The organism is Petrotoga sibirica DSM 13575, assembly GCF_002924625.1.
Classification (GTDB): Bacteria; Thermotogota; Thermotogae; order Petrotogales; family Petrotogaceae; genus Petrotoga; species Petrotoga sibirica.
In genome coordinates this window covers 53,128-78,555 of the sequence record NZ_JAHC01000002.1, presented here as the reverse complement: position 1 = coordinate 78,555, position 25,428 = coordinate 53,128, and the positions used below count along the sequence as shown (strand labels likewise).

The following is a 25,428-nucleotide window of genomic DNA, read 5'->3' as shown; positions in this document are numbered from 1 at the left end:
CTTTTTTCTTTTTCTTCTAAAAATATTTCCTCATGAACAGAAGCCATTACTCTACTCCTCCAAATTTTTTTCTATTAATTGTTTCAGGTACATAGAATAGTAAATACCTTCTTGTGAGATTAACTGATTATGATTACCATGTTCAACGATTTGTCCATTGTCGAATACATAGATCTGGTCCGCATTTTTAACCGCTTTGAGCCTGTGAGATATAACAAGGATCGTTTTGCCTTCCGCTTGTTGCCTAAGTGTTTTGATAATTTCTTCTTCGGTCTCTGTATCTACAGCAGAAAGACAATCGTCCAATATTATCCATTTTGATCTTTTGGCTAGAGCTCTTGCTATGGTAACCCTTTGCCTTTGACCACCTGAAAGTGTGGCTCCTCTTTCTCCAACAATTGTGTCGTATTTATTTTCGAAGCTCATTATGTCATCATGTACGTGAGAAAGTTTTGCAAATTCTTCGACTTTGTCTTCCATTTCTTCATTTGCAAAAGCTATATTTTCTCTTATCGTCATTGAAAATAAGAAACTATCTTGTGGTACATACGAAACATAGTCTCTTATAAATTCACCATTCAAACCGTTAATATCCTTACCGTCTAAAAATATCTGTCCTCTTTCAACTGGGTATAGTTTTACAAGGAGCTTAGCTAATGTAGATTTTCCTGAACCTATTCTTCCAACAAAGGCTACCATTTCTCCCGGGTTTATATTCATGTTTATATCCTTCAAAACTTCTCTTTGTGAACCTGGATATTTGAAAGTTAGATGGTTGATTTGATAGTGGCCCTGAAATTCAAAATCTTCTCTTGGGGGTTCTTGAATAGAATTTTTTTGTTCTAAAACTTCATTAACCCTTTTTAAAGAAGCTCTTCCTCTTTGTATTAGGTTGATTAAGTTTCCAACCGCCATCATTGGCCATATCAACATTCCGATATATTGATTTGTCATTATGAAGTCTCCAAGGGTTATCTGGTTGTTTATTACCATGGGCCCACCAAAATTGAAAACAAAAATAGTCGCTAATTGTCCTACTAACATTGCTAAGGGAAACATCAATCCCCAAACTTTTACCAAGCGGATGTAAGAATTATAGAACTCTTGAGACTTGTTGTCAAATAACTCTTGCATCGTATCATAGTTAGAATATAACTTTACAACATCCACGCCAGAGACGTTTTCTTCGGTTATATTAGATAACTCAGAAGTTTTTTCTTGTAATTCTCTGAATCTTCTGTGAATGAATCTTCCAAAAAAGAGTGATATAATTGCTATTAAAGGAAGAGGCAGTACCGATATAAAGGTCAATCTCCAATTCACAAAAGTACCCATTGCAAAAACGGTCAAGGTTGTCAACACTATTGTATCAACAAGCATTATAACCAGAATTCCCAGCATACGCATCAACGTAGAAACATCAGAAGTGAACCTAGTCATCAAATCTCCAGTTCTCCATTTGTCGAAAAAATCTTGGTCTAAACCGATGATATGGTCGAACATTTTTTTCCATGTTTGATATTCAAAAAGTCTAGCGGCTCCAATAATTGAAATTCTCCAAAAAACTCTGCCAATTCCTAATCCTAAAGTTAACATGATTATTCCAAAGATCAGTGTTTTAACTTGATTAAGGTTCGGAGATTGAGTGTTTAGTATATCTACTATGCTTCCAATTTCTCTTGGAATAAATAGTTGAATAATGTCAACAATTATGAGAAAGAGAATCCCGATGAGGTATCTCCACCAGTACTTTTTTAAAAACTCTTTAATCAAAAGACTCACCGTCCCAAATTGATTAGTATTCCTAACAAAATTATATCACTTGGTTCAAGGAATATCAATTTTTTTTATAGAAAAAATATAATAGAACTTAAAAAATAATAAGATGATGGGTTGCAAAATGGGGCGATAAAATTTTTTGTCGTAATGGGTTGGGAGTGTTTGCCGCAGTGTGCACACAATGTTTTTAAATGGTTTTGATCTTGAATTTGGGGTTTTTAAGGGGCAACCCCCTTAACGTTCGGCAAAGGGGAGCTAACTGTTTACTTTTAGAGGTGATTTGTATGTTCGAAAGTTACGATAACGTTTACAATTTTTGGTTTGTAAATGGCGCAAGCTCTGTTACATTTTTGGAGTATGATGATGGATTGATAGCCTTCGATAGCTCTCTTTATCCAAGAAAATTTGAAGATATGGTCAAAATAGTTGAAGAGCGTACTTCAAAAAAATTAAAAAAGGTTTTTTTCACTCATTTTCACCCTGACCACACTTTTGGAGCTGTTTTTAGTAAACGCAAATTTGATCTGTATATGAACAAAAAAACGTTGGATTTTCTTAATACCTTGGATGCCACTTTTCTTAAAGAAAGTTCAAAGATTGCTGACTATAATTTTAACAATTTCAAAGAGGCTTTAAGAGAAAAAGATATCGTCATTTTTGAAAATTCTATTTTTCTTCTCCTAAGAGACCAAATTTTATCAGCAGAAAATATTGGTGGACATACTTTAGATTCAACAATCTATATCCTTAAACCGCAAGGATATTTGATAAGTGGTGATCTCGTATTTTCTAAGGTACACGCAGAAATACTCAATTCAAATGTTGATGAATGGATATCTAGATTAAATAACTTATCTTCCTTAGATATAGAAACTGTTTTTCCAGGACATGGGAAGCCAGAAAGCAAAAAGGTCCTAAAAGAACAACTAACCTATTTAAAAAGGAAGAAAAACGGAGAGAATTTGGAAAAAAGGTACGCAGATTACTCCCTGTCAGATTTAGCTCATTTATAGCAAAATTATCAAGATAACAGAACTTTTTTCAGTTCGGCATCTGCTTCTTCATCAGACAGAGGTCTTATTTCTTTGATGTTTATTATGATCTTTTTATTCTCTTGAGAATTCAAAATTTCTAGCTTTTCAAGAATTTTTATATTTTCAAAAGGTTTAAAATAGTAAATATTGAATTTGGTAAAGTCTATATTAACCAGTTTTAAGAAATTTCTGGTTTTTGGGAGGTACTCTTGAATTTCATAAACACCTTCTTCTATGACTATTACATCAAAATTTTCTGGATTAAAAAAAGGTAGGAATGATGAAATTAAATCAGGAATAGTAGCTGTACGTATAGATATTTGATCGTATTCATCTACTTCCTCACGAATATTTGTGTAAAAAACTGACTCGAAAAAATCGTAACAATAATAAATATCTTTAAATAAAGATGGTTTTTCGAAGGAAAAAATTAAATATCTGTTGTCAATATATCTTAGTTCCGCAGAAATTTCTTTACTCTCAGTTATTTGAAACTGAATATCAACTTCAAATTTTAATTTTTTGTATCCCAAATAACTCTCTAATAGGCTTTCTAAGTTTGGTTGTGCATAAATGAATGTGGAAAAAGCAAGAAAAGAAAAAAGTAAATATTTCTTAATTGTCATTTCAAAGTTTTCATCCTTTCTCTCAATGAGACGATTTCTGTTACCCTAATTCCAAAATTCTCATCGATAACCACGACTTCGCCTCTGGCAATTAATCTTCCATTGGCATATATATCCAAAGGTTCCCCAGCCAGCTTATTTAACTGTATCAAAGAACCTTCATGCAACTCTAAGATCTCTCTAAGATTTAACTTGGTTGATCCTAACTCAACTTTTAGTTCTAAAGGGACGTCAAGCAAAAGTTCCAACTTTGATAGATCTATATTTGGGGAAATAGGCTCCTCCTTTTTTTCAAATTCACCAAATTCTACTGGTTGAACCTTGACTTTTTTTTCTTTGATCACGTTAGAATTGCTTTTTTCTTTTACATTGGAACTTTTTGAGCTTTCTTCGCTCACTGTAATCTTACCAAAAGTTTTCTCCATAAGTTCTCTAATTTTTTGAGCAAATTTCATTGGTATAAATTGCCAGAACGTTGTCTCAGCTATTCCATTGATTTTCATGTTGAACTTTATTGAGATAACATAGGCTTCTTTGTCTGTTTCTATTGGAGGAAACTCAATATTGGGATCTGAAAAGTTCATTACCTTAGTATTGGGTGGGGAAATATCGATATTTGTTTTTAGAAAATCCGATAAAGCAGTTGAAGCTGTACCCATCATTTGATTCACTGCTTCAGAAACAGCGCTTAAACTAATATCATCTAATTCTCTTTCTTCGATATTTTCTAGATCTTTTCCTAGCATTAAGTCTGCTATTATATTAGTTAAATTCAAAGGTAAAACTAACGTGTTCAAACCATACAAACCTCTTTTGTACTCTACTGTAACAATAACATTTTCACCTTCAAAATTGGTTGAGATATTTTTAAATTTAATAATATCTGTTTGGGGATATTGGATTTCTATCTTTCTTCTTAGTAAAGTTGAAAGGGTTGTTGCCCCAGAACCCATTGTGATATTTGCAATTTCACCCATCATATCCAAAAGTGGATCTAATTTTTCATTCACAGTTGCGGCTTCCTCGCCTTCTTTTTGTTCTGGATCATCGGAGTTATTTATTCCTTTTAATAATGAATCTAATTCGTTTTGATTTAAAAATCGATCTTCATTTTCAGGCATTTTATTCATCTCCTGTTTTTTCTGTATCTTCACCTTTTTCAGAAGGATCTTGCTTTTTTGTCTTTTTTTTCATACTTTCTTCGACAAGAAGTCTTTCTAAAAGCTCTCTATTTTTGTCAACTATCTTTACACTGTAAAAACCTTTGCTCTTACCTACATTTACTTTGAATATAGGTCTTTCTTCAATTTCCAAATCTATTGGCTCATCGTAAAAAGAATCTAATCGGATTACATCACCAACTTCAAGGTTCAAAAAATCGTTTAAATATATCTCTGTTTTGCCAAGTATGACGGATAAATTTAACTTTGAAAGTAGTAAAGTTTGTCTTAGATTCTCTTTAAATTCTTCGGTGTGTCTGTAAAAGGTAGTCCACATTCTTGTTGACAATTTATCGTTCAAAGGTTCCAACGAAGATGACGGGAAACAAAGATTAACAAATCCTTGTACGTTTTTTATCGTAACGGACAGCGTTATAAGAATTGTCATCTCATTTGAAGGCGCAACTTGAACAAATTGGGGATTAGTTTCCAAATTTTCTAAATTGGCGTCAAACTCCTCTATGTTTGACCAAGATTTTGATAGCATTCTTAACATAACTGAAGCTTCTTTTCTTAAAATGTTCGTTTCTATCTCAGTAGGGGATCGCATCTCTTCAAGAGTGTTCCCCGAACCGCCTAAAAGTCTGTCTATTATGACGTATCCTAAGTCTAAGCCCATTTGCAAAATAGCGCTTCCTGAAAAAGCTTCGGACGAAAAAATAACGATAAACGTGGGCGAGTTCAAAGATTTTTGAAATTCTGAAAAAGTAATTTGATCAATACTAGCATATTTTACATCAACAAAAGTTCTACATCTGCCTGAAAGATAAGTAGATAGCTCTCTCGCAAAACTTTCATGGATTAATTGTAGAGTTCTTAGTTGCTCTCTGGAAAACTTCATTGGTCTTCTAAAATTGTAATCTTTGATTCTTCTTTCTTCTTCTTGATATTCTTCAAGAACTTCTTCGGCAGTCTCGCCAGAACTCATTGATTTTAAAATGCTATCTATTTCTTCCTGTGTAAGGGCTTCATCTTCAGGCATACAAACACCTCTTTTTCATTATTGACTAGTTGTTATGGTCATTATAATCATAGTCACTTTTATAACTCCCAAACTTTTCCTTTCACCAGTAAATCCCAGCATTTCATTTATAGAATCTTTAATTTGTTTCTTAGTTAACTCTATACCCTGTGGAGTTGATAGCTCACTTCGTGTTTTATTCATAAATATCATTCGTATAGCCTCTAATACCTCTAAGCGATTGGAAGTTATTAAATCTCTTGCCTGATTACTTCCAACATCTAACTGTAAAGAATCTACAACGGCAATATCGTATCCTCCTTTTAACATCATAGTATATCTGGAACCTTCCATAATTAATACCACTCTAGCAGGAGTTGTGGAGGATACTTGTGATGATTGATCAGAACTTGAAGAAACATTTGATGTTAAGATTCTCACTATAAAAAAGGACGTAATTCCCGATATTATCAAAGCAACAACTATGACTATTATTAAAGTCATTAAAAAAGATGACCTCGATTTTCTACTTTTTCCTTCTTCTGAATTTATATTTTCATTTTCCAAAATCTTTCGCCTCCGCTTTGTTGCATTTATCTTACCCTTTGTCTTAGTATAAGAATATCTATTCTTCTGTATTTTTGTCTTAATTCATACAATTTTGTATTGTATTCGCTTTCTAGTTCTTTTTCAATTTGCTGCAACTGAGCAGAATTTATTTCTCCTTTTGTGAATTGATCTAAAGCAAGGGATTTTCGTGAGTTAATTTCTGAACTCAGCAGGGTGATTTGTTTCATTATTTCACTATCTCCCAGACCAATTGGGAAGAACCTATCTGAATTGTAAAAATAATCTATATCAAACTGTCCAGAATTGATCTCAGGCATCTTTTCTACTAACCTTCTATTTTTCAACTCTCCAGTAAAAAAACTAACTACACTTGCTGCTCTGGCTGAACTCAAATGCCAATTAGAAGGATATACACTTGAAGGTAAAACTGGTCGATCATCCGTAAAACCATAAACTTCGATAGCGTTAGATGTGTGCTCTAATATTATTGTACCTATCCTATACAACAGCTCTTTTGCTTCGGCGGTTAATTCAGCACTACCCGTTCTAAAAAAGGCAAAGTCTTTCATAGATATTATCGTCCCTTTATCTGTGTCCTCAATAGTAATTTTTCCCTTATATCTTTCGTCTTCTATAATTTTTAATAATTCTTGCCTAATTCCAGGATTAGAAGTAATCAACGGTTCTTCGGAAATACTTCTTCCACCTACTAGTATCCCAATTGGTTGGCCTTCAAATATACTTTGTAAACTAACAACCGCCTGTTGAAATTTTCCAGGTGATATAGTTGCCATAGAAAACAAAGCGATAAACATTGTCAACAACAAAGTAGTCATATCGCTGAAAGTTGTCATCCATTTGGCTTCACCTTTTTTCTCTCTTTTCTTTCTGGGCATAAAATATCACCTCTAAATTACAAAACAGCTTCACCTTTTTCTGCCTCATAGGTACTTCTTTCTTCTTCACTGAGAAATGCCTTAAGTTTTTCTTCCATCAAATGTGGATTTTCTCCTTGTACTATCGATAGTATACCTTCCAACATCATTCGCATTTGATTGATATTTTTATCCACCCTTTTTTTTAGTTTTTCAGCAGGTGGTAGAGCGATGGTATTTGCAATAAGAGCACCGTATAACGTTGTAATAAGAGCAAGAGACATCCTTGGGCCAATAGTTGTCGGATCACTGAGAGTATCTAACAATAAAACTAATCCTATCAAAGTTCCTATCATACCAAAGGCCGGAGCCATGGCTCCCCAGGTGTCCAAAACTGAGATCTTATCTTCTTCAGTTTCTTGGTACATGTCCATTTTCACTTCTAATATCTTTTTTATTTCTTCTGGATCCGTACCATCAACGGCGGCTCTCAAACCGTCTCTTAAAAATTCACTTTGAACACTTGCTAAATCTTCTTCTAAAGATATCATTCCGTCACGTCTTGCTTTTTCAGAAAACGAGTACAAGGTTCTTAAGGTTTCAAGGTTGTCTATCTTAGGATTTTTAAAAGATTCAATGATAATATTAAACATTTTAAAAGACCTTGAACTTGGATGAGCAATGAAAGTTGCACCAATAGATCCCAACACGGTTATAAAAAAAGAAGGAATATCTATTAAAGTTGTAAATTCACTTCCTGTACCCACTACTATTGCAACTATTGCTAAAGATAATCCGATTATTGTTGATATATCCACAACTATCCCACCTCTTGCTTTACACTATTTCACTCATAAAAAGGTTGCACAAAATTTATAATGCTTACTTTATTTGCCAAAAATCTCTTTATTTAATTCTACCACTTTTTTATTAACTTCTTCAATACTTTCTTTAACGACGTAAACATGTCCGTTCATCATTGTTATTGTCGTATCAGGGTGACACTCTATTTTTTCAATTTGATAAGGGTTTATATAAAATTCTTCATCGTTTAATTTTGTGAGTTTAATCATCTTAACCTCCAAATATTATTCACTTTAGAAATCCTAAAACTTGCTTTACCGCCCCTTCGCCCAAACGTTAAGGGGTAAACCCCTTAAGATCCCCAAATTCAAAATCATACTTTATTAAAAAACCTTTTTGCATAAGACTGCAAAATGCGTAGCAAACAAAATTTTGGAAAACATATCTAAAGCATTGCAAACAAACCATTTTGCACAGTTCGGCAAAAATAATTATCTCTTGATGTTTACAAGCTCGTTAAGGATCGCATCTGCCGTGGTTATACTTCTTGAATTTGCTTGAAATCCTCTTTGAGCAATGATCATGTTGGTGAACTCTTCTGCCAAATCTACATTCGACATTTCTAAAGCCCCTGGATTAATACTTCCTCTTCCTCCAACACCAGAGACACCTATTTGCGGAAGTCCACTGTTTGAGCTCATAACGTACATAGAGTTACCTATAGCTGATAAACCTTCAGGGTTGTTAAAAGTGGCTAGAGCTACTTGTCCTAATGGGGCTGTTAAGCCGTTTGTGAAAGATCCTATAATCTGTCCATTGGTGTTTATAGCAAAAGACTCTAAGGTTCCTTGAGAGTTTCCATCTTGTTCAATAACAGCTATGGAATTTTCTGCAAAAAACTGAGAAAGTTCTTGAAAATTAATCGAAACGTTAACAGGGCCCGCACCAGCCGCTGATTGAGGGTCTACACTTGGATTTAAAGCAGCGCCCCGCTGAGCTGGGTCGAACCAGAAACCCGCTGCTCCATCGTTACCATCTCCGATAGTTTGATCTATGGTACCATCAGTTTTGACTCTCCATTGAGTGGCAGCTATGTTACCGTTTGAATCAAAAGCTATAACTCCTTCGGCGGGATCATTGAGTAATTGACCATCAGCGGTACTTTTATACAATGGGGTGCCGTCTTCTAACTCTGCCTTCCAATACCAAGTGTTAGCATCTATTTTTGTGAATTTTAAATAAGTATTGTAAGGGTTACCTAAAGAATCGTATACAACTGTGGATGTTGTTACAGATGGGCTGATATAGTTAGCTTCTGAAAAGTTGGTTGGATTGTTAAGATCGGTGAATCTTATAGCTCCTCCTGAAGGTGGTTGAATCATTTCTCTGACCGATTTTAAATTAGGAAAAGACTGAACGTCAATAGTATCAGTATCAGAGGCACCGGTTAAACGTAACCCTGTGAGGGTATGTCCAGACCCATCATCTATTCCAGTTGTTAGTAAATTGTTGAATTCACCAACTGTATTCCCAGTTGCAGTTCCAGTAAAATCTACTTGGGAACCATCGATATTCAAAGTTATTGTTAGATTTCCAGAACCATCAAAACTAATATCAATATCTTCTGGATCATAATAAACCGTTTCTCCCGTTGTATTATCTGTAACTCTAATGCTTCCTGTGAGAGTTGCGGGGGTCCCGGATGTAGTTACAGTGACAGGATCGCCATTAGTATCCACTATTTCACCGTTTATGTCGTATATAGAAATCTTACTTTCTACTAGTGGATCTCCGCCTCCATCGTAATTAACCCAATTAATTACATTTCCTGTGTCGTCAAGCTCTACTTTTCCACTAATTTGGGTAGTTGAAGTTAAAGCGCCCGAACCATCATCAACTGCAAATTTGTAATCAGAACCAACTACACTTGCCGTCCAATTGTAAACATTTTTATCCTTGTTGTTTTGACTCATATCTCTTTTGAAAGAAAACTTGACGGGTATATTTTCACCTGTTGTACTCTTAACCACAATTGTTGTGTCCTGAATACCTGCACCTGCATTTAAATTATGTGCAAGTCTGACAAAAGATGTTTGTTTTGCCGCCATTACTTGTCCACTAGATACTTGGATATCTCCTATAGGATCGTTGGTGTCAATAATTCTTTTTCCTTCTTGATCGATTTTTGCTGTCCAACCTTGTAATTTCATACCAGATGCAGGATCTACAAAGAATCCGTTGTAATCTCTAGTAAAGTTGCCAGCCCGTGTATAGTATTGACCTGTTCCGTCTGAGAGTATAAAAAAGCCTTCCCCTTGGATCATTAGGTCGGTAGCTTTACCTGTAGACATAGGAGAACCTTGTGTCATTAATTTGTCTATAGAAGCTAATCGAGAGCCTAAGCCAATTTGCATAGGGTTTGTTCCACCCAGTTGGTTTTGTGGTGCGTTTCCTGCACTTAATGTTTGAAAAAGAGTTGTTTGAAATGTTGCCCTTGAACCTTTGTAGCCTACTGTATTAACGTTAGCGATATTGTTTGCAACTATATCGAGTTGATCCTGAAAATTCCTTAAACCTGTGATTCCAGAGTACATTGATCTGAGCATGTTATACTCCTCCTATCTAGTCGTATTGATAATCAAAATTTAGGCGCTAATTTCATTCACTACTGAATAAGGATACATTTCACCGTTGATAAGTAGGTAAAGTTCATTGTCTAAGAACTTCACTGCTTCGACAGTTCCACTTTTTACACCGGTATTTGCTACCAATTGGCCATTTTCTACGGTGTAAATCCCATAAAGATATTCTCCATCAGGCATCATAGTTCCATCGTTGTTTCTTCCGCTCCAAACATATGAGTGTAACCCTGCTTCCTGCACGCCCAAATCTTCTGTGTAAATTACTTGTCCCTTTGAATCATAAATCTCTAAATATACTTGGGAGCTGTTATTTAATCCATAGTTTAATCCTTCTGCTACCCCACTTTGCAAGTCAATCGTGTTGTCATTCACCACAACGGTTTTTCCTATCAAGCTTGCAGCTTGCAATTTATTGAGTGACATTTGGAAGTTAACCATTTCTTGAATTGCTTGGCTCATATTTGTTATTTGTTCAGTGGTAGATAATTGGGAAAGTTGAGCTACAAGATCTTTGTTTTCCATCGGTTGAGTCGGATCTTGGTTTTGTAATTCTGCAACCAACAGTTGTAAAAAAGCTTCTTTGTCTAATTCTTTTTTTATTTCTCTGCCTTTTTTTGCTTCATAGGTACTTTGATATATAGAATCCATCGATACTGAGTTAAACACTCACATCACTCCTTAAATAATCATCAAAGGTGTAGTAAGTTCCTTCTTTTGGCTGATCGTCATTCTGGTTATCTTCATCGTATTTTTTCTGCTCTTGCTCTTGTTGATGTTGTTTATTTTGATCGGCTAAATAATGTTCTTCTTGTGTGACATTCACTTTTATATTGATGGGTTGGTATCCTTCATCCCTTAAATTTCCAATTAAAGACTGTAATGTTTTTGATATAATATTTTTTGCATTTTCTGTTTCCGTTGATATATTAACAGTTACAGCTTGCCCGTTTTTTAAGATTTGAATATCCACTTTTCCTAAGTCTGGAGGAGATATTTTGACTGAGAAACTTTCGTTTAAAAAAGTTTGAGTGTTTTTAGAGATAATTACTTCCTTTATTTGAACGTTTAAATCTTTTAGATTGGTTTCAGGGATACCGTCTTGTATACTATTTTTATTGATTTGTAGAGATTTTAAATCTATTTCATTAGTACTTTGATTGGTTTTTAGTTGTTCGATATTTAAATTCTTACTGACGTCTCCTAAATTGCTGGTTGGTATAAGTTTTACTGTATTATCTTTTTGTAATTCAGAGTTTTTATCTTTATTGATGTTGTTTTTTCTGGTTTCATATGGATCAAAATACACATTTTTTCCAAAGTTGTTTTTTGTATTTAAAAGATCTGATTTTTGATCAAATTCCATTGATTTTATGAAATTATTATTCTCAATTTTATTATTCTTTGTTTTATCAGTGTTTCCCTTAATCAAGGAATTGGTTATGAGAGTTGCTTCTTCAATTAGGTTTGACGAAGAATTTCCCATCTTTGAATTATTGTTGGTATTTATACCAAGAGCAGTTTTAATTATATTTAATTCATCAGGTGTAAACTCTGTTTTAAAAGATGAGAGTATTTTTTGAGCTTGCTCTAATGTATTGATTTCATCTTTGTTTTCTATATTTTTTGAGCTTTCTTGTATTGTGGATAATAATTTTTGGATATCAGAGTTGACAATCTGACCAGCTTCTTGTGAACCTTTTGATTGTAGGTTGTTTTGTGACAAAGTGGAGGGGGTTTCTTCTATAGATTTAGAATGCTTGATTAAGCCTACTAAAGGTATTTCACTATTACTAGCTTTACTTTCTTTCATGATAATACTAAAAGCTTTTTGCAATACCTCTTTATCTTCTTCTGTGAGTTCAGTTTTTGAAGAAATTAGAATTTTCTGAGCTTGCTCTAATGTATTGATTTCATTTTTGTTTTCTATACTTTTTGAAGTTTTTTCTATTAACTGTAATAATTTTTGAATGTCTGGGCTGACAATCTGATTTGTTTCTTGTGAACCATTTGAATGTATGTTGTTTTGCGACAGAGTGGAGGGGGTTTCATCTATGAATTTAGAATGCTTGATTAAGCCTTCTAAATGTATTTCGGTATTACTAGCTCTTTCTTTAATGATAATGTTAAAAGCTTTTTGTAATACCTCTATGTCATCCTCTGTAAACTCTGTTTTAGAGGAGGATAATATTTTTTGTGCTTGAATTAATAATTCCTTTTTATCTATGTTTTTAGCGTTTTTGATAGAAGTCTCTATGAGTAATAGTAATTGATCGACATCCAATTTGATGTTTTTGTTTTTTTTAGTGTTTGAAATTATTAAATCTTTCGAATCATTCACATTCAATGTGACTAATAAATTATTATTTGATTTTTCAATAGTTTTAATTAAAAGTTCGTTAGAACCGTTGTTTTTTTTATTATTTTTTAATACTTCTTTTTCTGGCATTGGAGAGTTTTTAAAACCGAGATTTTCTTCTATGTTGCTAAAGATATCTTGAAGTTTTTGATCGAAGGATTCCAATTTAGCATTAGATGCATATGTAGTAAAATTATTAATATTATTAGATTTAGGTAAATTTGTTATAAGATCAGTTAAGGCAATGTTCAAAATTATTCGCTCCTTTTTTCTCCCATTTTGGCTATTACTTCAGCAGCTTTTTGTGGGTTAACAAGCGCAAGAGCTTGCAGTATTTCTGCGGCTGATTTTGATTCAAGCGTTGCGAGTGCATCAACTAGTAATTCCACACTTACTTCTTCTCTACTTAAAGCATTGGCAATTTGTTGAGGGGTTGATCTAGCTAGCCAATTGGCTAGGGTGTTAATTCTGGTATTGTAATCGTTGTATTGGGCAATTTTTTGTTGATAGTCTTGATTCAGCTTTTCTAATTCTTCTCGCTGAACCATTAGACTTGCACTTTCTTGTGAAACTTGGTCTAAAAGTTTTTGTAATTCATTTTGTTCTGCAATTAATTTTTCTCTTTTGTCTTGTATAGCTTTGAGTTTGGTATCTAACAATTCCTTTTGTAAATAGAAAGGATCTGAAATCTCTAGATATTCATAATTAGATAAATTTCTTAATCCTGGTATAAAATCGATTAAATAAGCCAAATAACTTCTCCAACCATTTTGAAGATTCAAATTGAAGTACGAAAGTCTATTATATTCAAAGTAGATGTAACCAACTCCAAGCAGAAAAATAGCCACAATTAAGGAAATTAGTATAATCCTTAAGAATCTTTTTCCCGATCCTTTTTTTGGTTTTTCCTTTTGTTTATTTTCCATGGAAAAGTTCCTCCTTACACTCATATTTTTCTATATGAAGGTTAGATGTTCCTAAGTACAAACATCATTTGCTTCGCAAATGAGAATTTGGAAGTATTTCAAGGCATTATGAAAACACTTTTGCACAGAACAGCAAAAGACGTTTTGCAAAAGGCGGCAAACAATATTTTAGCGTCCCTTCGCCCCGCAACCCGCCCATTTAAGGAATGTTGGATAATGGTTTCGCCCCGCGTCCTACCCTGCATATGGTTGCAAAATTAAGAAAGGCGGTTTTCACCGCCTCTTTAAAAATTTGTACAATTTAAATTTTTTCTTTGTTTTTTGTTATTTCATTTGGGACATCTTTTATGTGAAGGTCTAATTGATTGAAAGGTATCTCGACTTTATTTTCTTCAAATTTTTGTTTAATCGACTTTGCTACATCCATCGACGAAGCAAGGAAATTTTCACGCTTTGCCCAGAACCTTACAATAAAGTTTATAGAAGAATCGGCGTATCCATCGAAAAGAATCATTGGTTGATGGTCATCATCTATATGCACTAATTTGGCTGATCGTACCGCTTCATCTATTACGTTTATTACCTTGTTCAGATCAGACGAATAAGATACCCCGACTTTTACCTCGTTTCTTCTTATGTTGGATGGCCAATAATGTATGATCTTGCTTGACCATACTTCTTTACTGGGAAGATTAATTCTTCTTCCATCCCACGTTCTTATGATGACATGATTAACGTTTATCTCTTCTACTGAGCCAGATATTCCGTTTATTTCCACAGCTTCACCATCTACTACTAGATGGTTCAACATTATTAAAAATCCACAGATTAAGTTACCAAGAGGTTCTTGTACTGCAAAGGCTACTATTATACCGCCAATACCTAACCCAGCTAAAAAAGCGCTTAGGTTGGTAAAAATTACGGAAATAATGATAAAACCACCTAAGGTATACATAGCTATATTTAATATTGTCATTAAAGATTTCTTGTATTGAAGAGTAACTTTTCCGCTTCTTTCTGCTGTGTTTATTATGATTCTATGTAAAAGTTTTGCTAAATACCTAGCTATAACAATGATTAAAATACTGATACCGATTCTTATCAAGTAGTTTATCGTTGTTTGTAACCATTCTGGCATTTTAACTACCCCCCCTTTAAATAAATAATCTATTGTATTCGTAGTTAATGATACTCATTGCATATATAACCGAGGTTTCAAAGCGGAAAATGCTTTTACCTAAATTAACAGTTTTGAATGAGTTTGTAGAAAAAAAGTCTTTTTCTCTTTTTGAAAATCCATACTCTGGGCCAACAACTAAGTTTATTTTTTGTCTACCTTTTAATTCTTTTAAGACTTTTTTTAAAGTATTATTTTTTCCATCTAAATCCAGTACTATAGTGTCTTTCTTAGGAATCTCCTCGAATTTTATAAAATTAATTTGAGGGATGTGGGCAAAAATAGTTTGTTTAGAAGTTTCTATTATAGTCCTTTGAAACTTGTGCAAATTTTTATAATTTATCTCTGATTTTTCTCCGCGGTAAAGATAAAAGCTATTTGCCCTTAATTCAACCATTTTTTCTAACAACAAATGCATTCTATCCCATTTACTCATGCCTAAATATACCGATACATATGGTTTATAATCTTCTCGTTGTTTTTCTTTGTCTATAATTTCAAGGATCGTTTCTTTTCTTCCAATTTTTACTATTGTTGCAGTGTATATTAACCCATCTCCCGTTATTACTTTTATTATTTCTCCCTCGACCTTTCTAGTTATTTTTATGTGCGCGGTTTCTTCTTCGTTTAAAATAATTTCTTTATTTGCTTTTTTTCCGTAAAACGTATTTGGCATTTATAATCAACCTATGAGCTCTTTTCCCATGTAAGGTACGAGTTTTTCAGGAATTTTTATCTTGCCATTAGCTATTTGATAGTTTTCCATTATCGCTACTAAAGTTCTTCCAACTGCTAATCCAGAACCGTTTAGTGTGTGAACGAAATGTAGTTTGTTCTCTTTGTCTCTGTACCTAATGTTTCCCCTTCTTCCTTGAAAATCTTTTGTATTCGAACATGATGATATTTCTTTATAATCATTGTAACTGGGTAACCACACCTCCAAGTCATAAGTTTTGGAAGCTGCAAAGCCTAAGTCCCCAGTGCATAGAGCAACCACTCTATATGGTAAATTCAATAGTTGTAGCACCTTTTCTGCGTGACTTGTTAATTCTTCCAAAGCTTGGGGGGATTCTTCTTGGTTGGTATACCAAAATAATTCTACTTTATCAAATTGATGTTGCCTGATCATCCCTCTTACGTCTTTTCCATAACTACCGGCTTCTCTTCTATAACAGGGTGTATAAGCTACATATTTTAAAGGGAGTGAATTTAATTCTAAGGTTTCGTTTCTATGTAAACCTGCAAGAGAAACTTCCGCAGTAGAAATTAGATACATTTGATCCAAAGAAGTTTTATATAGGTCATCTTCGAATTTTGGTAGTTGACCGGACGAGGTTATAGTTTCTTTTGTAACTAGATGTGGAGGTAGTATAAAGGTGTAACCGTGCTCTTTTGTATGTAAGTCGATCATAAAGTTGATTAAGGCTAACTCTAAACGGGCTATGTCTCCTTTTAAGATGGTGAATCGAGATCCGCTTAGTTTAGCTGCTCTATCGAAATCTAATAGGTCTAATTCAGTGCCTAAATCCCAATGAGCTTTTGGTTCAAAGTCAAATTCTCGTGGTTTCCCCCATTTTCTTAATTCAAGATTTTCGTTTTCATCCTTTCCAATGGGTACACTGCTGTCAGGGATATTAGGCACACATAACAATTTATAATATAAATTGTCTTCAATTTTTTTTAAATCTGATTCTAAATTTTTAATTTGTTCTGAGATTTCCTTTCCCTTTGTAATTATTTCATCGGCTTCATCATCTTTCTTTTGGGCTTTCAATTTAGCAACTAATTTTGAGTTTTGATTTCTTTGGGACCTTAGAGTTTCGATTTCTTTCAACAATTTTCTTCTCTCTTCATCGAGAGAGATGATTTCATCTATTATAGATGTTTCGTTGTTTCTTCTTATTAAAGCTTCTTTTATTTCTTGCGGATTTTCTCTGATATACTTTAAATCTAACATTTTACCCTCCCAAAATGAATGTTTTAAAAAGTATTATGAAAGTTAGAATTAGACTATTTACTTAAACTATCCAATAAAGTTGGATTTTTAACTTGTATCTTACCCTCTTCTAATTCTTTTAAGGCAATACTTACGTAGTCTTTTTTTTCAGTAACCCCTTTCAATTCATCTAAGTTTTTTAGGGTTTCGGCCCTTTTTGCTGCGATAATAGGAATAACATATTTGTAATTTATTCTTTTTGATATTTTATCGTAATTTATTCCTAAATTCATTTGATTTCACCTCTTATTTTAAAAATTCATATTTTTTTTAAAAAAAAACGGAGTACTTTCATTGAATCTTTCTCTTTTAAGTTGTTCTGCCACAAGGATTGATATCAATTGATTTGTCGATTCTTCGATTTCTTGATTTACAATTACATAATCGAAATATTTTATATGAGAAATCTCCCATTCTGCGTCTTTCAGTCTTTTTTCCAAAGAATTTTTTGATTCGGTACCCCTTTTTTTTAGCCTTTTTTCTAGGTCCTCGTGAGAGGGGGGTAAAATAAAAATGTATATAGCGTTTTCATAAATTTTTTTTATGTTTAGAGCTCCTTGAACATCGACATCTAAAACAAGGCCCCGGCTTTCTTTTAACGTTTCCTCAAGGGATTTTTTTGATGTGGCATAATAATTTCCATGAACCTCAGCCCACTCTAGAAATTCTCCGCCTTCTTTCATTTTAAAAAAGGTGTTTTTATCGATAAAAAAATAGTCTTTTCCGTCAATTTCTCCAGCTCTTTTTTCTCTTGTGGTATAGGAAACGGAGAAAGAAAAACCAATAACTTTGTCCAACGAATTTTTTATCAATGTAGATTTTCCTGCACCTGATGGGCCGCTAACAATATAAAGCAATCCATCCATGTTATAATACTTCCTTGCGTATTTTGTCTAAAACTTTTTCAATGTCATAATAGTTCTGCAAAAATCTATTGGTAATTGTTTCTGGTTGAATTGCACTGGCTATAATATGACCAGAGTCGGTTATTATAAAAGCTCTAGTTTTTCTTCCGTGGTTTACTTCTAGTAACTTCCCTTGCTGCTCTGCGATTTCTTTTAATCTTTTTAAGGGTTGAGAAGTAGGGGAAACAATGGCTATAACCCTATCACCAACAACAATATTTCCGAGACCTATGTTGATCAATCCATACATAAAGAGCACCTCCACCAACTAAAATATTTACCTTAGATCGTCATTCACTCAAACACCTTTAAAATACAATTTATAAATAGTTTCCTAACATGTTGTTAAATGCTTACAATAGTTCAATGAATATTTTGAGCCTGCTCCCGAATTTTATTAACTAAGGTTCTCCCTTCCAAGGAAAGGTTAGTTATATCTAAAATTTTTGATTTGGAGGCGATCGTGTTGAATTCCCTATGCATTTCTTGACAAATAAAATCTAGTTCTTGTCCTATACTGTCGTTATTATTTTCATTTTCTAAGAAGTTTTTGAATCTTCTAATGTGGCTTTTTAACCTGTCTATTTCTTCGCTAATGTCGGCTCTTTCTGCTAATAAGACTATTTCCATTTCCAATCTATTTTCATCGATATTATCTATATTACTAATCAAAGAATTAATGTTGTGTTTTAACTGTTCTCTGTATTTTTCTTTGATTTGGTGAGCATCTTCTTCTATTTTAATAACAATATCTTCAAGTTCATTCAAATAACTATTAAGAAAATCTTTTAGATCTTTACCTTCTTCTTTTTGATATCTCAAGACTGTTTCGATTACTTCTTCTAAAACTTCTTTCATACCTTTCCAAATATCATCGATAGTTTTTTCATCTATGGAAATTTTAACTATATCTTTGAATTTTAACAAATCTTCTAAATTAACATCATCAGCTAAATGCAATTCGTTTATCAAGTTATTGAGGGCATTGTAATAAGCCTTAGCTAATCCTAGGTCTACATCTATTATGTTGTCTGTTTTCAATAATTTTATATCTATAGAGATTCTCAAGGTTCCTCTTTTGAAGTATTTTTTTACAAGATTTTGAATATTTAATTCTAATGGAGAAAATAAAGGTGAGATTGAAGCGTTGATGTTTAGATTTTTGGAGTTGAGAGATTTTATTTCTACATTATAGCTGTAATCACCAATATTTTTTGTTATTCTCCCGTAACCGGTCATACTTCTCATATTTTCGCCCCCTTTATGTTTATTATACATTAAAAAATCAATAATTCAAAAATTTCAAGACATTTTTTAACTTAATCAAGAATAATTCTGCCTCATCGTCTTTATTCAAGTGAGATAAGCTAATACGTATCATACCACTTGCCTCGTCATTCTTGTATCCCATACTTTCCATAACTCTACTAAAAGATTTAATTTTACTTGAGCATGCAGAAGTGGTTGATACATAAATTTCTTCTTCTGAGAGGGCGTTTACAATAATATCTCCTCGTATATTAGGAAAGAAAAAAGCTAATGTATTGGGAACCGAGTTTTCTAAGGGAGTGACTATCTTTGCTCCTATTTTTAGTAATTCTTCGGCTAGATGATCCCTAATATTTTTTATATTCGAATTCATTATGTCAAGATTTTCAATAGATTTTTTCAAAGCCATAGCCGTACCAACGATTCCTGGAACATTTTGTGTTCCTGCTCTCATCCCATTTTCTTGGGGACCTCCTGTTATGAAGGGAAATATTCTTGTTCCTCTACGTTTGTAAAGAATGCCTACACCTTTTGGACCATGAAATTTATGTGCAGAAAAAGAAGCCAAATCACATTTGTATTTGTACAAATCAAAGGGTATCTTACCAATAGCTTGTACAGCATCAATGTGAAAGTATGTTTCTTCATTTTTTTCTTTTATTATTTTGTAGGCATCATCAACAGGTTGCAAGGTACCTACTTCGTTATTTGCAGCCATTAAGCTGACTAGTATGGTGTCCTGTCTTATATTTTTTGACAATTCATTTAGATCTATTACTCCTTTATCATTCACATTTATATAGGATACTTCAAAGTCTTCCCTTTCTAGTTGTTTGAGTGTGTTAATAACAGCAGAATGCTCCACGGTAGAAGTTATAATGTGTTTGCCTCTATTTTTGTTGGCTTTAGCAACTCCTCTTATAACCCAATTTATTGATTCAGTAGCACAAGAGGTGAAAAAGATCTCCGTAGGTAAAGCTTTAAACGCTTCGGAAATTTGCTCTCGAGCTTCTTCTAAATCGTTTTCAATATCTACTCCAAATTGATGAATAGAGTTGGGATTTGCATAGTATTCTGTCATATATTTCAAAATCAAATCAGCAACGTCTCTATCAACTTGGGTAGTTGCGTTGTTGTCGAAATAAACCACGTTAGCTTCCTCCTCACAGTTGATTCAAAAAGATCAAGGTAAAAGTACTACCTTTACCTAATTCTGAATAAGCTTTTAATTCAATATCTAACGCATCAGCTAGTTTTTTTGCTATTGATAATCCTAATCCATGGCCTTTATCGCTTCGAGAAGAGTCTACTTTGTAGAACCTTTCGAAGATGTTTTTTAATTTAGTTTGTTCAATACCGATACCATGGTCTTGTATACTTATACTCTTTTGATCTGGGTCTAATTTTATTGTTATTTCTTTTTGATTTGATGAGTATTTTATTGCGTTTTCAATGAAAATTTTGAGTATTAAAGAGAGATATTCTTTAGAGCTGTTCACTGAGAAACTTTTTCCTTGCATATCTATTTTGAATTCGTTCAGTTCTAATTTAAAAAGATTCAAAGTTTCTTTTACTACGTTTTTAATATCAATATTTTCTTTTTTGATTTGGTAATCGTTTTTAGTCAGAAGCAAGAGCTGTTCAACTAGATCCCTTAAATATTCGCTGGATGCTTCTATACTGTTCAGTGATTCTTCCATAATTTTGGGATCGTTTTTTCCCCATCTTTTCAGCATTTTAATGTAACCATTTATAGAAGTTAAAGGTGTTCTCAGCTCATGAGAAACATCGGAAACGAATTGATTTTGTATTTCAAAAGCATTTTCAATTCTATCCAACATAGAATTTAATTTTTGTGCGAAGATATCAAATTCTTGTGATTTTTGTTCTGATATCCTCTTATCTATGGTCTGGGCATCTATTTCAGATATTTGTTTTGCCATTTTCACCACTGGTTTGAGAGTGTTTTTAGCTAAAAAATACGATACTAATAATGATATAAAAAAACCAGTCGTTATTATTACAAAGACTGCTTTTTCAAAGTTTCTCAAAAGAGCTGTTAGCTCAAGAGATGGTCCGCCGACTATTAAAAGAGATGAACCAAATATAGGAACACCTGCAAAGATGTAGTACATTCCATCAGATTCATAAAGATACGGTAACCTAGGAATTTTAAAATTTTCCTTTATCAAACCATAAGGGTCTGAAATCAACTGTCCGTCTAGAATAACGATCCTGTTTGATAATAAACTTCTTCTCAATACACTTGAATCTTGCATAATTTGGTAAAGCAAATCTAGAGGTTTCTGAGGATTGTTAGCATTTCCCCTATTCAGTCCACTTACATTCAATTGTGCAATATATATGTCGTTGTAACTTTGAAGTGTGAATTGTACAAAAACGATCCTCACTATGCCAACAATTGTCAATACTATACTCATAGTAATGGCTGTAAAAACTATTGTTTGCCTAAAAATTGCACTATGTTTTACTTTCTTTCTCCCTAATAACGTAACCAACACCTCGCACAGTTTCTATATTTTGTGTGGAATCTTTCAATTTTTTTCTTAAATAATTGATGTATACTTCAACTAAGTTGTTGTTCTCTTCATCGTAGTATCCCCAAATCTTTTCTAAGATTTTTTCTTTTGAGACAACTATATTTTTATTGATAGCCAGTAACTTTAGTATGTTAAATTCCGTGAGGCTCAAATGAACATTTTTTTTGTTTACAAGAACTTCCATGTATTGAGGATAAATCTCTATGTCTCCGACTTTTATCAGTTCTTTAGTTTTTCCCATTCTTTTTAACAAAGCCTCTATTCTTGCCAATATTTCTTCTATTTCAAAAGGTTTAACCACATAATCATCTGCGTTTTTTAAACCTTTAACTTTGTTTTCTAGCTCTCCTCTGGCTGTGATCATTATTATTCCAATATCACTGTCATGGTCTCTAATTGCCTCAGCAACTTTAAATCCATCTCTTATAGGCAACATTATATCCAATAATATTATATCAGGCTTAAAATTTTCATAGAATTTTAAGGCTTCGTCTCCGTCTTTTGCTATTTCTACGTTGTAGCCGGCGTGAGATAATTCCAACTCTAAAAGCCTTGAGATGGATCTATCGTCTTCTACTACTAGAATTCTAAACATTTGTAATCCTCTCCAAAGTTGAAATTTATTTCAGCGCCCTTTCACCCTCTAACGTTAAGGGGTAAACCCCTTAAGATCCGCAAGTTCACAATCAAAATTTATTATAAAAAGGCCTTTTGCACAAGGCTGCAAAAACGTACTTTGCATACTGCAGCAAACGCTCACCACGGTTAAAATTCAATTGATAAATTTATAGTGTGTGAGTATTGATGGTATAAGTAAGAAAGCAAAATCGCGCTTTTTTGAAAAGGGAAAGCATACTGCACGCCGAAATTAAAATATATATTTGCTTGATCTTTCTTACTTATTGAGAGGCCAATTCCAGGGTATAAAGACAATTCGATTGTTTGTTTATCTCCAAAGGTATAAGTTTTTGCAGCAACTAAATCGTAGGTTAGTTGATTTAAATCTACTAAAATACTTCTGAGATTTTCTATCTGACTGTTTATCTGAAGAATACCGTATAGACCAAAATTATTGAAATCTTCGTAATCGTCTAATAAAAAAGATATATTTATCTGATCTTCTTCATTTTTCAGTACTGCTCCAATTCTTACTCTATCTTTCAACGCTGTTTTATATCCAAATTTAAAGTTGTTATTAAAATCAAAAGAGATATCAAAGTAAGATTTGTTGAATTGCCAAGAAATACTAGACATAATCTCGTTAGAATCGAATTGATAACTTACTCCAAATGACGTTTTTAGCTGTGAGAAAATGTTTGTTTTTTCTTCGACTGTTAGATTTTCTAAGTTAAATGTAGAAGTAACTAAAACAATGTACTCCCTATCTTTTTCTACCAAATAATAATTGTTAATGTTATCTTTAAAGTTAACACCTGTTTCATTCACATCAAAGCTTTCATAAAATTCAACTTTTTCTAGATCCGTAAGCAGTGAAAAGTTTGATTCTAGAAATCCAATAGCATCTTGATTTTCAATCGGAGAGCTTTTCTGGTTTTTTTCTAAGCCGAGTAAATAATCATAAACATTTTTTGAAATTTTATGTGAAGATGAATAAGTGATTTCCTTGTTTTCTCCTGCGTTATCTTCCAAAAAATTAAATAAATTTAATATTTCAAATGACAATTCGTCTTTACCAAACAAGATTATACTATTCGAGTTGGGAACTCTTCTAACTCTCTGGTTTAAAAGCTTCAAAATATTTGATATTTTTGTTATTTCTAAAATTTTGAAGTCAATCTCAGTAGCGTTTTGTACAGATCCCTGAATTATTAAATCGAAATCCCCTACTAAATACAAATTATGTCCTACTTTTTTGTATTCATAATCGGTAGAATGTAACACAATATCTAAAGCACTTTCCAAATCTAATGTATTTATTTCTTTGGTAATTTTCTCTGAAATATTGGCTTTTGTTAGAATAATACTTCCACTAACTTCCTCAAGTTTTTGTAGTACTTCTTGAAGAGGTGTTTCGTTAAAACTTAAGTGAATGTTTGAAAAGTAAAAAGAGGATGAAAAAACGACGAAAATTAATATTAGAGCTTTTTTCAACTTTTACCACCTTTCTTATTTTACCTTTCTATCTTTAATGAATAATTATCGACTTTAATTATTTCACTGGGATTAGTACCTTTACTAGTAACAACCTCTATTAAAATTTTATCTACTCCTAATTCGGTAACTAATTTCTCTGTAAATTCATCCGTTTGTTCAGCTAAGAGAGATTGTTGGGATTTTACTATAATTTTGTTTCCTACTTGGCTATTTGTTGTGGAATTCCATTTTTTCATGTAGATATCGTAATGAACAGATGAGTTTCCCGTATTTTTTATTTCAAAACCGATTGTTATATTGTTATAGAAATCGTTTAAAAGATTATTCTCTTTTATGTATATGTTTGATTCAGAGTTATATATATTATCTCCAAAATCTAATGTAATTGGAATATTAATTTTACTTTGCACCACTTGAGTTTCATCGTTGTTTTCTCCTATTAGGCTTAAGTTGGTGTAGTATTCGCCACTTAATTCTACCAAATTTGATCTTCGGTAATCTGCTATTAGTTTTGTTTCTACTTTTTGGTATTTAGGTATTGAAAATTCGTTAGGTGTAATAGATAAATACTTATCGTTTGTTTTTCTATTAAAAAAGTTTTGCTCCTCATCTTCCTCTTCAAAATCCAAAAAAACGTTTATATCTAAAAAATCATTATTAACTACATCCAAAGAAAATTCTAAGGGAGTCGTGATATACTCCCTAGGAGTCATTAGTTTAGGTATTTTTATATAAATTTGATCTGGATATGTATTTATATTTAGCATGTTTTTTTCTTTGTACAAATCCTCTGTTATCTTGAACTCTTTCTCATAAACATATTTTTCCTGAAAATAATTTTTATATCCATAATATATCTCTGCTCTAATCTTGTATTCTTCGGGAGCTAAATATTTTTCAATAAAAATATCGCCTTCTTTACTAGTATGAGGTAAAAGATTTATAGATTGGTCCTGAAAAAGGGATTTTTGAAAAATCAATTGGTTATTACTTAATTTATACAAAGAAAAAGTTCCCCAAACGTCAATTTCCCATTTGCTATTGTTAGCTAATTGTATAGGGAAAAAAGTACCTAGGTTCTTTTGATTTGAAATAAAGGGGAAATCACAATGCATATCTAAAGAAATTTGCATATTCGAAGTATTCAAATCCACAATTTTAATAATAATTGGGAAGCTAATTTTAGATACCTTCGAATCAACAGGTAAATTATCCTCAACCGTTATAGAAAAAGTAAGAATATGAGTACCTTCTGAAGATTTTGAACCTTTAACAAAAAAATCGGCTTTTTTTGCTTCATAGGGTAGTAAGCTAATTTCATTTGGATAAGATATTTCAAAGAGTGAATTCTCAAAAAACGAACTAATGTATATAATAATTTTCCTGCCGGAGTCATTAGTGAAATAAAATGATACAATCTCTTCTCTACTGTTTACCAGTTCAACAGACTTAAAGAATGAATCAACGTTCAAAGAAAACATCAAATTAAATATATTCAAAGAAATAATTAGTAAAATTATTTTTCTCAAAAGAATATCTCCTTTCCAAAATTTTATTTATTTTTCTATATTATATCATCTTAATATGATAAGATATTTTATATTATTAAAAA

25 protein-coding genes are annotated in these 25,428 nt (G+C 32.6%); 1 reads left to right on the top strand and 24 read right to left on the bottom strand.

Annotated features, from left to right (window positions below; all coding sequences use genetic code 11):
* Window positions 1-51: 51 nt before the first annotated feature.
* Window positions 52-1,782 (bottom strand): ABC transporter ATP-binding protein, encoded by a 1,731-nt coding sequence (locus AA80_RS00510; protein WP_233186762.1) that lies wholly within the window; start codon window positions 1,780-1,782, stop codon window positions 52-54.
* 281 nt (window positions 1,783-2,063) lie between these two features.
* On the opposite strand from AA80_RS00510, the gene AA80_RS00505 reads away from it, so the two are divergent.
* Window positions 2,064-2,792, top strand: a complete 729-nt coding sequence (locus tag AA80_RS00505; RefSeq protein ID WP_158248339.1) for an MBL fold metallo-hydrolase — start codon at window positions 2,064-2,066, stop codon at window positions 2,790-2,792.
* Between the two features lie 8 nt (window positions 2,793-2,800).
* Here AA80_RS00505 and AA80_RS00500 read toward each other — a convergent pair whose 3' ends face one another.
* The 23 genes from AA80_RS00500 to AA80_RS00390 all read right to left on the bottom strand — a co-directional run bounded on the left by AA80_RS00500 (window position 2,801) and on the right by AA80_RS00390 (window position 25,345).
* A complete protein-coding gene (locus AA80_RS00500; RefSeq protein WP_103875919.1) occupies window positions 2,801-3,439 on the bottom strand; it encodes a hypothetical protein in 639 nt (212 codons plus the stop codon).
* A complete protein-coding gene (fliY, locus tag AA80_RS00495) occupies window positions 3,436-4,560 on the bottom strand; it encodes a flagellar motor switch phosphatase FliY (protein ID WP_103875918.1) in 1,125 nt (374 codons plus the stop codon). Before fliY ends, AA80_RS00500 begins: the two co-directional genes overlap by 4 nt.
* Window position 4,561: 1 nt before the next feature.
* Entirely contained in the window at window positions 4,562-5,641 is a 1,080-nt protein-coding gene (fliM, locus tag AA80_RS00490) for a flagellar motor switch protein FliM (protein WP_103875917.1), read from the bottom strand.
* An 18-nt stretch (window positions 5,642-5,659) separates the two neighbouring features.
* Window positions 5,660-6,187 carry a flagellar basal body-associated FliL family protein gene (locus AA80_RS00485; protein WP_103875916.1) on the bottom strand — a complete coding sequence of 176 codons (528 nt, stop codon included), beginning with the start codon at window positions 6,185-6,187 and terminating at the stop codon, window positions 5,660-5,662.
* Window positions 6,188-6,213: 26 nt separating this feature from the next.
* Window positions 6,214-7,086: an OmpA/MotB family protein gene (locus AA80_RS00480; protein WP_103875915.1), complete on the bottom strand. Its 873-nt coding sequence runs from the start codon at window positions 7,084-7,086 to the stop codon at window positions 6,214-6,216.
* Window positions 7,087-7,103: 17 nt separating this feature from the next.
* Window positions 7,104-7,883 (bottom strand): motility protein A, encoded by a 780-nt coding sequence (locus tag AA80_RS00475; protein WP_103875914.1) that lies wholly within the window; start codon window positions 7,881-7,883, stop codon window positions 7,104-7,106.
* Between the two features lie 69 nt (window positions 7,884-7,952).
* The gene (locus AA80_RS00470) at window positions 7,953-8,138 is read right to left on the bottom strand and encodes a flagellar FlbD family protein (RefSeq protein WP_103875913.1); all 186 of its coding nucleotides are present in this window, start codon (window positions 8,136-8,138) and stop codon (window positions 7,953-7,955) included.
* 222 nt (window positions 8,139-8,360) lie between these two features.
* A complete protein-coding gene (locus AA80_RS00465; RefSeq protein ID WP_103875912.1) occupies window positions 8,361-10,475 on the bottom strand; it encodes a flagellar hook protein FlgE in 2,115 nt (704 codons plus the stop codon).
* Window positions 10,476-10,514: 39 nt separating this feature from the next.
* Window positions 10,515-11,177: a flagellar hook assembly protein FlgD gene (locus AA80_RS00460; RefSeq protein WP_103875911.1), complete on the bottom strand. Its 663-nt coding sequence runs from the start codon at window positions 11,175-11,177 to the stop codon at window positions 10,515-10,517.
* Entirely contained in the window at window positions 11,170-13,119 is a 1,950-nt protein-coding gene (fliK, locus tag AA80_RS00455; RefSeq protein WP_103875910.1) for a flagellar hook-length control protein FliK, read from the bottom strand. Before fliK ends, AA80_RS00460 begins: the two co-directional genes overlap by 8 nt.
* A gap of 2 nt (window positions 13,120-13,121) precedes the next feature.
* Window positions 13,122-13,793 (bottom strand): hypothetical protein, encoded by a 672-nt coding sequence (locus AA80_RS00450; RefSeq protein ID WP_103875909.1) that lies wholly within the window; start codon window positions 13,791-13,793, stop codon window positions 13,122-13,124.
* Window positions 13,794-14,094: 301 nt separating this feature from the next.
* Window positions 14,095-14,931 carry a mechanosensitive ion channel family protein gene (locus AA80_RS00445; protein ID WP_103875908.1) on the bottom strand — a complete coding sequence of 279 codons (837 nt, stop codon included), beginning with the start codon at window positions 14,929-14,931 and terminating at the stop codon, window positions 14,095-14,097.
* Between the two features lie 16 nt (window positions 14,932-14,947).
* Window positions 14,948-15,646, bottom strand: a complete 699-nt coding sequence (locus AA80_RS00440) for a 16S rRNA (uracil(1498)-N(3))-methyltransferase (protein ID WP_103875907.1) — start codon at window positions 15,644-15,646, stop codon at window positions 14,948-14,950.
* Between the two features lie 6 nt (window positions 15,647-15,652).
* Window positions 15,653-16,927 carry a serine--tRNA ligase gene (serS, locus tag AA80_RS00435; RefSeq protein WP_103875906.1) on the bottom strand — a complete coding sequence of 425 codons (1,275 nt, stop codon included), beginning with the start codon at window positions 16,925-16,927 and terminating at the stop codon, window positions 15,653-15,655.
* 53 nt (window positions 16,928-16,980) lie between these two features.
* Window positions 16,981-17,199, bottom strand: coding sequence for a DNA-directed RNA polymerase subunit omega (locus AA80_RS00430; RefSeq protein WP_103875905.1), 219 nt, complete (start codon window positions 17,197-17,199; stop codon window positions 16,981-16,983).
* Between the two features lie 18 nt (window positions 17,200-17,217).
* Window positions 17,218-17,832 (bottom strand): guanylate kinase, encoded by a 615-nt coding sequence (gene gmk / locus AA80_RS00425; protein WP_103875904.1) that lies wholly within the window; start codon window positions 17,830-17,832, stop codon window positions 17,218-17,220.
* A 1-nt stretch (window position 17,833) separates the two neighbouring features.
* Window positions 17,834-18,121 carry a DUF370 domain-containing protein gene (locus AA80_RS00420; RefSeq protein WP_103875903.1) on the bottom strand — a complete coding sequence of 96 codons (288 nt, stop codon included), beginning with the start codon at window positions 18,119-18,121 and terminating at the stop codon, window positions 17,834-17,836.
* Between the two features lie 113 nt (window positions 18,122-18,234).
* Window positions 18,235-19,119 carry a YicC/YloC family endoribonuclease gene (locus AA80_RS00415; RefSeq protein ID WP_103875902.1) on the bottom strand — a complete coding sequence of 295 codons (885 nt, stop codon included), beginning with the start codon at window positions 19,117-19,119 and terminating at the stop codon, window positions 18,235-18,237.
* A gap of 37 nt (window positions 19,120-19,156) precedes the next feature.
* Window positions 19,157-20,290 carry a cysteine desulfurase family protein gene (locus tag AA80_RS00410; protein WP_103875901.1) on the bottom strand — a complete coding sequence of 378 codons (1,134 nt, stop codon included), beginning with the start codon at window positions 20,288-20,290 and terminating at the stop codon, window positions 19,157-19,159.
* A gap of 13 nt (window positions 20,291-20,303) precedes the next feature.
* The gene (locus AA80_RS00405) at window positions 20,304-21,659 is read right to left on the bottom strand and encodes a sensor histidine kinase (protein ID WP_103875900.1); all 1,356 of its coding nucleotides are present in this window, start codon (window positions 21,657-21,659) and stop codon (window positions 20,304-20,306) included.
* Window positions 21,622-22,296 (bottom strand): response regulator transcription factor, encoded by a 675-nt coding sequence (locus AA80_RS00400; protein ID WP_103875899.1) that lies wholly within the window; start codon window positions 22,294-22,296, stop codon window positions 21,622-21,624. Before AA80_RS00400 ends, AA80_RS00405 begins: the two co-directional genes overlap by 38 nt.
* 170 nt (window positions 22,297-22,466) lie before the next feature.
* Window positions 22,467-23,813, bottom strand: a complete 1,347-nt coding sequence (locus AA80_RS00395) for a hypothetical protein (RefSeq protein ID WP_103875898.1) — start codon at window positions 23,811-23,813, stop codon at window positions 22,467-22,469.
* A 20-nt stretch (window positions 23,814-23,833) separates the two neighbouring features.
* The gene (locus tag AA80_RS00390) at window positions 23,834-25,345 is read right to left on the bottom strand and encodes a hypothetical protein (protein ID WP_103875897.1); all 1,512 of its coding nucleotides are present in this window, start codon (window positions 25,343-25,345) and stop codon (window positions 23,834-23,836) included.
* Window positions 25,346-25,428 lie beyond the last annotated feature (83 nt).